The 13,079-nt window shown below is 70.3% G+C and carries 15 protein-coding genes; 8 read left to right on the top strand and 7 right to left on the bottom strand.

The genetic code is table 11. The features are described 5' to 3' along the window. Positions 1-2: 2 nt before the first annotated feature. On the bottom strand, positions 3-458 hold the full coding sequence (locus tag GTY58_RS32510) for a hypothetical protein (RefSeq protein WP_010987652.1): 456 nt from the start codon (positions 456-458) through the stop codon (positions 3-5). After that, complete coding sequence (locus GTY58_RS32515; protein ID WP_010987653.1) at positions 449-1,153, bottom strand: ATP-binding protein; 705 nt, start codon at positions 1,151-1,153, stop codon at positions 449-451. Before GTY58_RS32515 ends, GTY58_RS32510 begins: the two co-directional genes overlap by 10 nt. Before the next feature lie 178 nt (positions 1,154-1,331). Between GTY58_RS32515 and GTY58_RS32520 the strand changes: the two genes are divergently transcribed. The 3 genes from GTY58_RS32520 (at position 1,332) to GTY58_RS32530 (ending at position 3,541) form a co-directional block, all read left to right on the top strand. Then, entirely contained in the window at positions 1,332-2,192 is an 861-nt protein-coding gene (locus GTY58_RS32520) for a helix-turn-helix transcriptional regulator (RefSeq protein WP_010987654.1), read from the top strand. A gap of 78 nt (positions 2,193-2,270) precedes the next feature. Then, complete coding sequence (locus GTY58_RS32525; RefSeq protein ID WP_237529654.1) at positions 2,271-2,486, top strand: DUF397 domain-containing protein; 216 nt, start codon at positions 2,271-2,273, stop codon at positions 2,484-2,486. 239 nt (positions 2,487-2,725) lie between these two features. Continuing rightward, a complete protein-coding gene (locus GTY58_RS32530) occupies positions 2,726-3,541 on the top strand; it encodes an SAM-dependent methyltransferase (RefSeq protein ID WP_010987656.1) in 816 nt (271 codons plus the stop codon). A 258-nt stretch (positions 3,542-3,799) separates the two neighbouring features. Here GTY58_RS32530 and GTY58_RS32535 read toward each other — a convergent pair whose 3' ends face one another. Next, positions 3,800-5,212: a PLP-dependent aminotransferase family protein gene (locus GTY58_RS32535; protein ID WP_010987657.1), complete on the bottom strand. Its 1,413-nt coding sequence runs from the start codon at positions 5,210-5,212 to the stop codon at positions 3,800-3,802. 41 nt (positions 5,213-5,253) lie between these two features. Here GTY58_RS32535 and GTY58_RS32540 point away from each other — a divergent pair, with 41 nt between their 5' ends. Next, the gene (locus GTY58_RS32540; RefSeq protein ID WP_010987658.1) at positions 5,254-5,769 is read left to right on the top strand and encodes a carboxymuconolactone decarboxylase family protein; all 516 of its coding nucleotides are present in this window, start codon (positions 5,254-5,256) and stop codon (positions 5,767-5,769) included. Positions 5,770-5,841: 72 nt separating this feature from the next. Here the strand turns inward: GTY58_RS32540 and GTY58_RS32545 are convergent, their stop codons facing one another. From GTY58_RS32545 to GTY58_RS32555, 3 genes are all read right to left on the bottom strand, one after another. Beyond that, entirely contained in the window at positions 5,842-7,332 is a 1,491-nt protein-coding gene (locus tag GTY58_RS32545) for a glutamate synthase subunit beta (protein ID WP_010987659.1), read from the bottom strand. 187 nt (positions 7,333-7,519) lie between these two features. Beyond that, positions 7,520-7,999 (bottom strand): anthrone oxygenase family protein, encoded by a 480-nt coding sequence (locus tag GTY58_RS32550; RefSeq protein ID WP_010987660.1) that lies wholly within the window; start codon positions 7,997-7,999, stop codon positions 7,520-7,522. 298 nt (positions 8,000-8,297) lie between these two features. Beyond that, positions 8,298-8,969 carry a DUF2293 domain-containing protein gene (locus GTY58_RS32555; RefSeq protein ID WP_237529656.1) on the bottom strand — a complete coding sequence of 224 codons (672 nt, stop codon included), beginning with the start codon at positions 8,967-8,969 and terminating at the stop codon, positions 8,298-8,300. Between the two features lie 209 nt (positions 8,970-9,178). On the opposite strand from GTY58_RS32555, the gene GTY58_RS32560 reads away from it, so the two are divergent. The 3 genes from GTY58_RS32560 to GTY58_RS32570 all read left to right on the top strand — a co-directional run bounded on the left by GTY58_RS32560 (position 9,179) and on the right by GTY58_RS32570 (position 10,862). Continuing rightward, positions 9,179-9,820 (top strand): uridine kinase, encoded by a 642-nt coding sequence (locus GTY58_RS32560; RefSeq protein WP_171033214.1) that lies wholly within the window; start codon positions 9,179-9,181, stop codon positions 9,818-9,820. An 80-nt stretch (positions 9,821-9,900) separates the two neighbouring features. Then, positions 9,901-10,296, top strand: coding sequence for a PPOX class F420-dependent oxidoreductase (locus GTY58_RS32565; protein WP_037646815.1), 396 nt, complete (start codon positions 9,901-9,903; stop codon positions 10,294-10,296). A 137-nt stretch (positions 10,297-10,433) separates the two neighbouring features. Beyond that, positions 10,434-10,862 carry a CBS domain-containing protein gene (locus tag GTY58_RS32570; RefSeq protein ID WP_037646817.1) on the top strand — a complete coding sequence of 143 codons (429 nt, stop codon included), beginning with the start codon at positions 10,434-10,436 and terminating at the stop codon, positions 10,860-10,862. Between the two features lie 44 nt (positions 10,863-10,906). On the opposite strand, the gene corA is transcribed toward GTY58_RS32570, so the two are convergent. After that, entirely contained in the window at positions 10,907-12,034 is a 1,128-nt protein-coding gene (gene corA, locus GTY58_RS32575; RefSeq protein ID WP_037646819.1) for a magnesium/cobalt transporter CorA, read from the bottom strand. A 211-nt stretch (positions 12,035-12,245) separates the two neighbouring features. Between corA and GTY58_RS32580 the strand changes: the two genes are divergently transcribed. Beyond that, positions 12,246-13,040 carry a methyltransferase domain-containing protein gene (locus GTY58_RS32580; RefSeq protein ID WP_010987666.1) on the top strand — a complete coding sequence of 265 codons (795 nt, stop codon included), beginning with the start codon at positions 12,246-12,248 and terminating at the stop codon, positions 13,038-13,040. The last annotated feature ends 39 nt before the right edge of the window (positions 13,041-13,079 follow it).

Raw genomic sequence — 13,079 nt, forward strand, 5'->3', positions numbered from 1 at the left:
GTTCACGCGCTGATCGGCCGCGACCACGCCGGAATCGTGTCCATGACCCGGCACAAGGCCAGGTAGAGGGGGATCGGCGGGGTGTAAGGAAGGATGCCGTCCGGCCGGTGGACGAGCGCGGGGACGCAAGGCGTGACCGGGACCACCGCACCGGTGGCGTAGTGCGCGGGCGCCGGCCATTCCAGCGCGACGTCGGAGTCGGCGGGCACGATCCACCACCAGTACGCGCTGTCGGCGTACACACAGCCCACCCGCGGCAGGCGCGGCATCAGCAGCGGTCCCAGGTGCGCGGGCACGGCCACCGCGTCGCAGCCCAGCGGCAGCGTCATGCCCTCGGGTATGGGGAGTCGACCGGACGACGCGGGGCCCTGCTGTCCGCGCCTGAGGCGGACCAAGGTGTCCAGGTTCAGGACCTGGGCGGCCCCTGACCCACTCGCCGACGTGTCCCTCACACCCATCCGGCCTCCGCTCCCCAGGACGCCTCCGCCCCGGTTCCCCGGCTTTCGGCCGGCGTCTTCTTCGCACTCCACCCCAGGTCCGACCTGGCCTCGGTGTTCTCCGCCGGGGAGCGGGAGGCGTCGTCGGAATCGGCCGCGAGACAGTACGAAGCGGCCGTCGTAGAGCGGGACCTGTCGCCGGAACGCGACAGGTCCCGTGGAGCCGGGGGTGCCGCCCGGCGGGGCAGATCCGCCCAGACCAGCAGCCCCGGCCCCGTCTCCAGGGCACCCCATGCCCTGCACAGAGACGCGATGAGGAGCAACCCCCTCCCGTGCTCCTCCTCGGGTCGCTGTGGCGAGGGATGCGGCTCCCCCGGCGCACACCCCTCGTCGCGTACGGCTATGCGCACGAGCTCGTCACCGTCGTGCAGCTCGCACACGACGTGTTCGCTCGCGGTGTGGACGATCGCGTTGGTGACCAGCTCGGAGACGACCAGGGCGGCCGAGTCACAGGTGTCCTCGCAGACTTGCCAGCGGGTCAGCCGAGCACGCGTCAGACGCCGGGCCTGGGCCACGGATCCCGGGTGTGCGGCCAGCTCGAAGCGGAACCGGCGCTCGGCGGCCGCGTGGGGGCGCACCCCAGCGGCGTCGCGGAGACCGGATCGGTCTTCGGCGGCGTCTGTTCCTAACGGCGCGGACGGAGTCACGCTTGCCACTATCGCCCCCGCCGCGAACACTTGGCAAGAGTCACTCTGAAAATTGCAGAGTGCAGTGTGACTCCGAGAAGGGGCGTGGCACACTGCTCGCAACAGCACGCCGAGTTGCGCCAGTTGGGACTGGAAAGGGCTTTCGGGTAAAGCCGCCCGGGCTGTCAGGACTAGGTGGAGGTGCTAGGTGAGCGAACCGCGGTCCGCGCCGACGGTCGGCCAGGTCGTCCTCGGCCGGCGCCTGCTGGACCTGCGGGAACGCGCGGGTCTCAAGCGCGAGGAGGCCGCGCGCATCCTGCGTGTCGCGCCCGCCACCGTCCGCCGGATGGAGATGGCCGAGGTCTCCCTCAAGATCCCGTACCTCCAACTGCTCCTGAAGGCGTACGGAGTGGGCGAGGAGGAGGCCGAGGCCTTCGTACTGCTGGCCGAAGAGGCCAACAAACCCGGCTGGTGGCAGCGGTTCCACGACATCCTGCCCGGCTGGTTCTCGATGCACGTCAGCCTGGAGGGCGCGGCGGCCCTGATCCGCTCGTACGAACCCCACTTCGTGCCCGGACTGATGCAGACCGAGGAATACGCCCGTGTCGTTCTGAAATCGGGGGCCATCGGCCAGACCAGGCCCGAGGACGTCGACCGCTATGTGGCGCTGCGCATGCAGCGCCAGGAGCTGCTGACACGTGAGGACGCGCCCCGGATCTGGGCCGTGATGGACGAGACCGCCCTGCGTCGCCCCGTCGGCGGCCCCGAGGTGATGCGGGCCCAGATCGACAAGCTGCTCGAGGTCACGAAGCTGGCCCATGTGACGCTCCAGGTGATCCCGTTCTCCTCGGGACCGCACCCCGGCACGTACGGGCCCTTCGTACTGTTCCGATTTGCCATGCCGGAACTGCCGGACATGGTCTACAGCGAGTACCTGACCGGTGCCGTCTACCTGGACGCGCGAGCCGAGGTGGCAACCCACCTCGAGGTCATGGACCGCATGGCGGCGCAGGCCGCTACGGCACATCGCACGAAGGAGATCCTGATGGATCTCCGCAAGGAGCTGTGAATGGAACGCGCCAAGCCGCGCATACGCAACGAGCGCCCGTACAGCGAGCGCATCTCCAGCGAGCGGATCTACAACGGCATGCCCGCCCGTGAGCTGGGAAGCGAGGGCTGGCACAAGCCGTGGAGCGGAGGCAACGGCGGCAACTGCCTGGAGGCGATGAAGCTCGCCGACGGCCGGATCGCCGTACGCCAGTCCACCGACCCGGACGGGCCCGCCCTGATCTACACCCCGGACGAGATGACGGCGTTCATCCAGGGGGCGAAGGCGGGTGAGGCGGACTTCCTTCTCTCGTAAGGCTCTTGAGACCGCTCACCGGGTCTCCGAGACTTGTTGCTCAGCGCACTTCGCTACTTTTCAGTCCACTGCTTCAGTCCGCCGCTTCACTCCACGGCTTCACTCCACGGCTTCACTCCACGGCTTCATCCATTGCTTCACTTCACCGCTTCACTTCACTGGTTCAGTTCGCTGCGTCCACTTCATCACCTTGGCGTTCAGTTGATCACTAACTGTCTTAGACACTTACGGAGTTCGTCATGACCGGGCAGAACCCCGCACCGGACGAGATCGTCATCGACACCGGCAATCCGCACCCCGCACGCATGTACGACTGGTTCCTCGGCGGCAAGGACAACTACCCCGTCGACGAGGAGATGGGCCGACAACTGCTCGCCCTGGACCCCCGGGTCCCGGTGATGGCAAAGGTCAACCGCGCGTTCATGCACCGCGCCACGCGCTGGCTGGCCATGAACGGCGTACGCCAGTTCCTGGACATCGGCACCGGGATACCCACCGAGCCCAACCTCCACCAGATCGCGCAGCAGGTCGCGCCCGAGTCGCGCGTCGTCTACTGCGACAACGACCCGATCGTGCTGGCACACGCGGCAGCCCTGCTGCGCAGCACGCCCGAGGGGGTGACCGAGTACGTACAGGCCGACGTGCGGGACCCCGACACCATCGTCGAGCAGGCCGGCAAGGTCCTGGACTTCAGCAAGCCGGTGGCACTCTCGCTCGTCGCGCTGCTGCACTTCGTCTCCGACGAGGACGGCGCGTACGAACTCGTCGACCGCCTGCTGGCCGAGGTGCCCTCCGGCAGCTACCTGATGCTGTCCCACGCGACGGCGGACTTCACCCCGAAGAAGTCCGAGGAGGCGGGGGAGCTGTACAAGGCCCGCAGTCTGACGCTGGCACTGCGCAGCCGCGACGAGGTGGCCCGCTTCTTCCGCGACCTCGAACTCGTCGAGCCCGGTGTCGAGGTGCCCGACAAGTGGCGTCCCGAACTGGGCGAACCGGTGCCCGGCCAGGACGACGAGCCGATCCCCGGCTACGCGGCGGTGGGGCGTAAGCCGTGACGCTCGTACGTGGTGGTGGGGCGTAAGCCGTGACGCTCGTACGTGGTGGTGGGGCGCAAGCCGTGACGCTCGTACGTGGTGGTGGGGCGCAAGCCGTGAGGCTCGTACGTGGTGGTGGGCTGTAAGCCGTGACGCTGAGGGCGGTCCCGTGCCGGCCGTCCCGGCCGCCCGCAGGCGGACCGCCTTCGGTGAACTGCACCCCCGCTTCCCGGCAGGGCAGCGGGGGTGCAGCCACGAACGGCATCGCACAGCCGCCGCTCACCCCGGCGGCAGCGCCCCGCACAACGCCTCGACCGCCGCCCCGTACGCATGCTCCGCCGGTGTCGCGTACCCCACGACCAGCCCGTCCGTCACCGCCATCGTCGCCTCCGGGTGCCGGAACTCCGCGAGCCCGTCCAGCGCGACGCCCTGCCATGTCGCCGCCTTCACCGCGGACCGCTCCGTCCCCGGCGGCAGCCGCAGCACCGCGTGCAGCCCCGCCGCGATCCCCGTCACCTCGATGTGCGGCGCCCGCTCGGCGAGCGCGGCGACGAGCCGGTCGCGCCGCCCCCGGTACCGCTGCCGCATACGCCGCACATGACGGTCGTACGACCCGGAGACGACGAAGTCCGCGAGCGCCAGCTGGTCCAGGACGCTCACCCACGCCTCCCGCTCGCCCTTGACCGCGAGCACCGCGTCGACGTACCGCTCCGGAAGGACCATCCACCCCAGCCGCAGCGCGGGCGACAGGCTCTTGCTGACCGAGCCGATGTGGATCACCCGTTCGGGGTCGAGCCCCTGAACGGCGCCGACCGGCTTGCGGTCGTAACGGAACTCACCGTCGTAGTCGTCCTCCAGAATCACCCCGCCACGCGCGCGTGCCCAGTCGACGACCGCGGCCCGCCGCGCCGGATGCAGCGGTCCGCCGGTCGGGAACTGGTGTGCGGGCGTGAGCAGTACGGCCCGTTCCCGGCCCAACCCGCCCACCCGCGCGCCGTCTTCGTCCAACGGCAGCGGCACGGTCCGTACGGACGCGGCGGCCAGCAGCTCACGGTGGAAGCCGAGGCCGTACGACTCGACCGCCAGCGGGCCCTTGAGCACGCCGGGGAAGAGCAGCCGCAGTGCGTGCGCGAAGCCGGAGCAGATCACGATCCGGTCAGGCTCCGTCCGCACCCCACGCGCGCGTGCCAGGTACGCGGCGAGCGCCTGCCGCAGCTCGATCCGGCCCGCGGGATCGCCCGGCCCGAAGACCTCGTTGGGGGCCTGCTGGAGCGCCCGCCGGTACGACGCGAGCCACGCCGCGCGCGGGAACGACGACGCGTCCGGCGTGCCCTGCCGCAGATCGTGCCGTGGCCCACGCGCGCGCGGCGGCAGCTTTTTCGGTACGCGCGCGTGGGCACCGCCGAGCGGCGCGGCGCGGTCGGCGACACGCGTGCCCGAGCCCTGACGTGCGGTCAGCCAGCCCTCGGCGACGAGTTCGGCGTACGCGTCGGCGACCGTGTTGCGGGCCACGCCCAGGTCGGCGGCGAGCGAACGGTAGGGCGGCAGGCGAGTGCCCGGCGCGAGCCTCCCGCTGCGCACCGCCTCACGCAGCGCCCGAATCAGCGAAGCCCGGCGCCCGCCCGCCGCCGACAGCTCAAGATGCAGGTCGGCGCCGATGCGCTCCGCCGAATTGACCCATGATTCCGCCATAGAAATGAACCATACGGCAGGTCTTTGGCCGCCGTAGATTCATGGTCATGACGACGAACACGACCCACACGACCCACACGACGAACACGACCGACACGGTGGACACGACCGGCTCTCGCCTCAACTTCGCGAAGGCCGCCCCGAAGGTCTTCCGCGCGCTCATCGGCTTCGACGCGGCGGCCCGCGAGGGAATCGACCCGGCCCTCGTCGAACTCATCCAGATCCGCGCCTCGCACCTCAACCACTGCGCGTACTGCCTCCACATGCACACCAACGACGCACGCAAGGCCGGGGAGAGCGAGGATCGGCTGCACATGGTGGCGGTGTGGCGCGAGGCCCGCCACTTCTTCACCCCGAAGGAGCAGGCGGCCCTCGCCCTGACGGAGGCGGTGACCCTGGTCGCCGACGCGGGCGTCCCCGCCGACGTCTACGCCGAAGCCGCCGCCCACTTCCCCGAGGAGGAACTGGCCCACGTCCTCGCCCTGATCCTCACGATCAACACATGGAACCGGGTCGCCCTGTCGACGGGAAAGGTGGCCGGCACGGACGAACGCTGACGGACGAACGCTGACGGAGAACGCCGACGGACGAACGCCGATGGCTGTGGCGAGGTGGGTGGCCGACGTGGGCTACGCCCTCATCGGCCGGTCGTACGGCCCTATCGGCGCCGGCAGCTTCGACGCGGCGCCCGTCAGCCGGCGGTCCACCGCCGCCGCCACCGCTCGCCCCTCCGCGATCGCCCACACGATCAGCGACTGTCCGCGCGCCGCGTCCCCGGCCGCGAACACCCCGGGGACATTGGTCGCGAAGTCCGCGTCCCGAGTGATCGTGCCGCGCGGGTCGAGTGCGAGACCGAGCTGGTCGACCAGCCCGTCGTCCCGGTCGGGACCGGAGAAACCGAGAGCGAGCAGAACGAGGTCGGCGGGCAGCGTACGCCCGGAGCCGGGCAGCGGCCGACGCCGCGCGTCGACCTCGACCAGGTGCAAGGCCCGCACATGCCCCGCCGCGTCCCCGGCGAAGCGGAGCGTGGACGCCGCGAACAGTCGTGCGTCCGCGTCCGCCGCGGGCGCCGTCTTCAGGTCACGGGCTTCCTCGTGCGCGGGCGACATCCGGTAGATCTTCGGATACACCGGCCACGGCTCGATGTCCTCGTCCCGCTCCGCCTCGGGCAGCGGATAGATGTCGAGCTGGGTCACGGACGCCGCGCCCTCGCGCACCGCGGTTCCCAGGCAGTCCGCGCCGGTGTCGCCTCCGCCCACGATGATGACGTGCTTGCCGGCCGCAGACAGCGGCGAGACCTCCAGATCCCCCTCGCACACCCGGTCGGCCAGCGGCAGATACTCCATCGCCTGATGAATGCCGGCCAACTCCCGTCCGGGTACGTCCAGTTCCCTCCAGGCCGTCGCGCCCACGGCAAGGACCACGGCGTCGTACCGCGCCCGCAGCTCCTCCGCCCCGATGTCCCGCCCGATCGCCGTCGACGTGCGGAACTTCGTTCCCTCGTCCCGCATTTGTTCGAGCCGTTGGTTCAGATGCCGCTTCTCCATCTTGAAGGCCGGTATCCCGTACCGCAGCAGCCCGCCGATCCGGTCGGCCCGCTCGAACACCGCGACCGTGTGCCCGGCCCGCGTCAACTGCTGCGCCGCGGCAAGGCCAGTGGGGCCCGAGCCGACGACCGCGACCGTCCTCCCGGACAGCCGCTCCGGCGGACACGGCGGCGTGAACCCGTCCGCCCACGCCCGATCCGCGATGGCGACCTCGACGTTCTTGATGGTGACCGCGGGCTGGTTGATGGCCAGCACACACCCCGCCTCGCACGGCGCGGGACACAACCGCCCGGTGAACTCGGGAAAGTTGTTCGTGGCATGCAGCCGGTCGCTCGCGGCACGCCAGTCCTCCCGCGAGACCAGGTCGTTCCACTCGGGAATCAGATTGCCCAGCGGACAGGCCTCATGACAGAAGGGGACCCCGCAGTCCATGCAGCGGTCGGCCTGCCGACTGATGATCGGCAGCAGCGCGCCGGGGACGTACACCTCGTCCCAGTCCCGCACCCGTTCCTCGACGGGCCGGCGGGGCCATTCCTCGCGCGGTGTGGTGAGAAAACCCTTGGGATCGGCCATGGCCGTCTCCCTTGTGCACACATAAAGGGGCGTTTCGTATGGCCACGATACGACTCCGCCGCCCGGCCCGCCGCTCGGCACCGACCGGGAACCGTGCCAGGCGGCACCGGCCGAGAACCTGGTGAGACCTGGTGGGCCCTGGTGAGACGCACCCGGCCGAGAGCCTCGTGGCGCGGTGCCGGCCGGCTCAGGTGAGCGCGAGGACGTACGACACGGCGGCGCCGGCCGACGCGACCGCACGGATGTGGTTCCAGATCGTCCACTCGCGCACGTACGAACGCCAGTACGTGGCGGTCTCCGGGGCGCCCGGATCCATCTTGAGGAGCGCGTCATTGCGGGGCACATTCGCGACGGCCGTCACTCCGAACGTACCGAACAGATACAGCCCGCTGCCCACCAGCAGTTCCACCGTGCCCGCGTCGGGCCACAGCACGAACGTGACCACGGCGAGCACGGCACACAGCACCGCCGAGCCGACGAACACGATCATGAAGGCGGGGGTCAGCGCGGCGACGTTGATCGCGTTCATCGCGGCGACGCCCTGCGCGGGCGGCAGCGAGGCAAGCCCCTTCATCACGAACGTCGAGAACCCGCAGAACACCCCGGCCACCAGCCCGGTCCCGAGCACCCCGAGCACCGTCAGTACGAAGTACGGCCCGTCGATCATGTCAACTCCCGCATAGTTCCCCCGAGCCCCAAGATCCTGCCCACCCGACCGCCCGGTCACTGCCGGCGAATCCACCGCTGGCGAATCCACTGCCGGCGAATCCACTGCCGGCGAATCCGCTGCAGGCGCATCCATCACCAGTGAATCTCCGCAGGAGCCTCACCGACCATGGCCGTATCTCGCGAAGCCATACGCGAGCGTCCAGGGAGGAGGACATGGGGGGAGAGGGGGGCGCGGGGGAGGAGGGGGGCACGGGGGAAAGGAGGGGACGCGGGGAGAAGTACGCCGGGGAACGGGCTCAAGGTGGCGCCCCGCCCCACTCCCGTAACGTCGCCTCCACCACCCCCGCGATCCGTCGCCGCGCCTCATGCCGCGGCACCCCGCTCATCAGCAGCCGGTCGTACGGCGTCTCCTTGTGCCGCACGGACGCCCGCACCGCCGAGGCCACCGCCGTCCCCGACAACGCACGCCCCGCAGCGCTGCGCCCGACCCGCCCACTTCCCCGCAGTGACGCATGCGCGGCGATCGCCAACGCCCGCTCGGCCGGACAGCGGGGATACAGCCGCCGGATCTCCCGCGCGAAGGCGTCCGTGAACCGTACGTCCTCCGCTGCCCGCCGCCGAGCGTCCCGCACCCGGCGCCGCCGCCGCGCCTCCGCGTCGGCCAGACACCGCTCCTCGGCCAGCGCCAGCGCCGCCTCCTCGACTAGCACCCCCTGCCGCTCGTACCGACTCTTTCGCCGGTTGAACCGAACCACCACCGCCGACAGCCCACTCTCCTCCCGCGACCGCCGAGTCAGCGCGGAGTGCCCCCGCGGCAGAAACACCAGATGCCCGAGGTCGGCACAGTCCAGACACCGAGGTGCGCCCTCCTCCCACACCAACAGCGAACGCGGCCCGCTCCGACACTCGGCACAGAGGCGTCGCGTGATCGGCTGAATGACCAGAAGTACCGGCGCGGAACGGCGCAGCCCGCCGTCCCCCCACCCCTCCGCCCCCCACCCCGCCCCCGCCCTCTGTCCCCTCGTCTCGTCGGCCGTCATGCCCGCGGCCGGGCCGTCATGTCCGCAACCGGACCGGACCGTCATACCCGCGACCGGGCCGCTCCCCCCGCCCACGGACGCACTCCGCGCCGGGCTCAGCGCAACGGTCGGCCGGCTCCCTGTCGGCGCGCGGCATGATGGGCGGTGTGCGACTCGAAGCGATCACCTGGGAACGGCTCGGCGACCTCCTCGCCGACCGTCTGCTCGACCTGAAACCGGACGACGGCAGCCCCTGGCCGCGCATCGCCTTCGACGGAGCCCCGGCCGCCCGCCCCGGCGACCTCGCTCAGCGGGTGTCCGAGGCGCTGCGCATACGCGGCCGTCCTTCGCTCGTCGTCGGCGCGGCCGACTTCCTGCGCCCCGCCTCGCTGCGGTTCGAGTACGGCCACCGGGACATCGAGGCCTACTACGACGGCTGGCTCGACACCGGCGCCCTGTGGCGTGAGGTGTTCGGTCCCCTGGAAGCCGGCGGCAGCGGCCGCGTCCTGCCCGACCTCTGGGACCCGCTCACCGACCGCGCCACCCGCAGCCCCTACGCCCAACTACCGCCCGGCGGTGCCCTGTTGCTGCACGGCCCCCTCCTTCTCCGGCACTGGTTCCCCTTCGATCTGACCGTCCACCTACTCCTTTCCCCGGGTGCCCTGCGCCGCCGTACCCCCGAATCCGAGCACTGGACCCTCCCCGCCTACGAGCGCTACGAGGCCGAGGTGGACCCGGTCGCCGCGGTCGACATCCTGGTACGCGCGGACGACCCCCGGCACCCGGCGTGGCGCGGCTGACCGAGCGGATATGGCGTGGTCGGCCGAGCCTGTACCCCCAAGACCTTTTGCATGCATGTGCATGTAGTTACTCTGGTCCCATGACACTCTCCTTCGACGACTCGGTCCGCACCCTCCTCGACGGCAAGAACTTCGCCGGCGTCGCCACCCTCGGTCCCGACGGCGCTCCCCAGAACTCGGTGGTCTGGATCAAGCGCGAGGGCGACACCGTCCTCTTCTCCTCGACCGCAGGCCGCCAGAAAGTGCGCAACCTGCGACGGGATCCCCGCATCAGCCTCTCGGTCTTCGACCTCGCCAACCCCTATACCTCGGTCGAGATCCGCGGCACCGCCGAGATCCTTCCCGACGAGAACAAGCGCCTCCCGTACGAGCTCTCGCACAAATACCTCGGCATCGATCCGCCGGCGGAGAAGGACGACGAGGTGCGTGTGATCATCCGCGTCGTCCCGCAGAAGATCGTGGGCTTCTCGGCGTAGGGCCCGGCCCCACCGACGGCCACCCGGAACCACGAACCTCCGGGTGCGTACCGCTGCGGACACGGCGAGAATGAAAGGCGCCGGGACTAGCGGTGTGTCCCGCGCCGCGCCGGCCGTCCGGCACCGGGAGGTACTTCATGACCACCGCCGGAGAAATCATGCACCGTGGTGCCCAGTGGATTCCCGCCCACGAAACCCTGGACCGCGCCGCCCAGCTGATGCGCGAGCTCAACGTCGGAGCCCTGCCCATCAGCGACGAGAACGAACGGCTCTGCGGCATCCTCACCGACCGCGACATCGTCGTCGGCTGCGTGGCCATGGGGCGCGACCCGGCACGGGTGACCGCGGGCGAGATGGCCCAGGGCACCCCGCGCTGGATCGATGCGAGTGCCGACGTCACTGAAGTGCTCGACGAGATGCAGGGGCACCAGATCCGCCGGCTTCCCGTCATCGAGGACAAGCGCCTCGTCGGCATGATCAGCGAGGCCGACCTGGCCCAGCATCTGACGGACGACCAGATCGCCGTGTGGGTCGAGAGCGTCTACGCGAGGAGCGTGACGCACTGACCCGGCTGGTCTTCCGGTCCCCAGCCGCCCACTGCCTCGCCGCGTCACAGCCAGTCGTTGCGCTTGAAGCCCCGGTACAGAGTGACGCAGCCCACGGCTATGACGGCCATGACCATCGGGTAGCCGAACCTCCAGTGCAGCTCGGGCATGAACTCGAAGTTCATGCCGTACACACCGCACACCATCGTCGGCACCGCGATGAGCGAGGCCCACGCGGTGATCTTCCGCATGTCCTCGTTCTGCGCGACGCTGACCTGCGCGAGATGCGCTTGCAGGATCGAGTTGAGCAGTTCGTCGAACGCGGCGATCTGCTCGGACACCCGCAGCAGGTGGTCGGAGACGTCCCGGAAGTACGCCTGTATCTCCTGGTCGATCACTCGGATCGGCCGGGTGGCCAGCTCCTGTACGGGGCGGCTGAGTGGCATCACCGCTCGCTTCAGTTCCAGGAGTTCGCGCTTGAGCTGGTAGATGCGTCCCGCGTCGACCCGCGCACCGCTCGCCGCGAACACATCCGTCTCGACCTGGTCGATGTCCTCCTGCACCGCGTCCGTGACGCTCAGATAGTCGTCGACGACATGGTCCGCGATCGCATGCAGCACCGCGGCCGGCCCCTTGGCGAGCTGCTGCGGTGTGGCCTCCAGCTCCTCGCGCAGGGGGCCGAGAGAACCATGCCGGCCGTGCCGCACCGTGATCACGAAGGCGGGGCCGATGAACACCATGATCTCGCCCGTGTTCACCACCTCACTCGTCGCGGTCAGCTCCGTGTGCTCGACGTAGCAGACCGTCTTGAAGACCGCGAACAGCGTCTCCCCGTACCGCTCCAGCTTCGGGCGCTGATGAGCCTCCACCGCGTCCTCGACCGCCAGCGGATGCAGGTCGAACAGCTCGGCGATGCCCGCGAACTCCTGGTCCGTCGGCTCGTGCAGCCCGAGCCAGACGAAGCCGTCGTCCTTCTTGCGGACCCGCTCCACGGCCTCGACCAGATCGTGACCGCCCGGCATCCGTACGCCGTCCTGATACATCACGCAGTTCACCACCGCGGAGCCCAGGGGCGACCTGGCGGGGTGACTCAGGTCGACCCGCGCACGGCGTTGCGCCAGCCGTGCCACCTTGCGAAGGCCCCCGACCCTGTCGAGGCCTGTGACCTTCCGCAGATTCCCTGCCATGGACATCCGGATCTCCTTGCGTGGATCTCTCCGCGCCGCACCTTGCGCCTTCGCGGGCCAGTCTGCCAGTCCGGTTCGAGCGCCGGAAAAGCCTGTGGGAACGGAATGTTCCGCTTCGGTATGGCGGTTGTGAGACGACCGTGTGCCGCGATTGTGCGCAGAAGGGCGCGGAGCGTCGCCCCGCACGGACAAGTCGGTCAACTGGGATGATCTCGTCATGACGCGAACCGACGGGTATCTCCTCGACAACCGGCAGCCCGAGGCGGGGCAGAGTTACGACGCCGTCGCCGCCGTCTTCGACCCCACGACGTTCCGGCACATCGAGGGCTTCGGCATCGGGTCCGGCTGGCGCTGCTGGGAAGTCGGCGCAAGCGGCACGTCCGTGATCTCCTGGCTGGCCAAGAAGGTCGGACCGACGGGGAAGGTTGTCGCGACGGACACCGACACCTCGTGCGCGGCGTCGGCCGCGCGCCATCCGGTCGAGGTGCGCACGCACGACGTGGGGGTGGAGGAGCCGCCGGGGGAGGGCTTCGACCTCGTGCACGCCCGCCTCGTACTGGTCCATGTTCCGGACCAGGAGCGGGCGTTGCGGTCGATGGTCAAGGCGCTCCGGCCGGGCGGACGGCTGCTGCTCGAGGACGCCGACCCGGCGCTCCAGCCGCTGCTGTGCCCCGACGAGCACGGCCCCGAGCAGCAGCTGGCGAACCGCCTGCGCGACGGATTCCGCTTGCTGCTGGCCGAGCGCGGCGTCGACCTCTCGTACGGTCGTAAGCTCCCTCGCCTGCTCCGTGCGGCAGGTCTGCGCCGAGTGGAGGCCGACGCGCACTTCCCCGTCACCTCGCCCGCCTGCGCCACCCTCGAGGCCGCGACGATCCGTCAGATCCGGGACCAGCTGGTCTCCTCAGGCCATGCCACGAACGCGGACATCGACCTCCACCTGGCCAATGTGGCGGCCGGCGCCATGGACCTGGCCACGGCCCCGATGATCTCGGCGTGGGGCCGCAAGGCGTGAGGGGCGGGGGGAAGCGTTCCCGGTTCTTCGTCATGCCGC

It is taken from the genome of Streptomyces sp. SID5469, assembly GCF_009862865.1.
Classification (GTDB): Bacteria; Actinomycetota; Actinomycetes; order Streptomycetales; family Streptomycetaceae; genus Streptomyces; species Streptomyces avermitilis.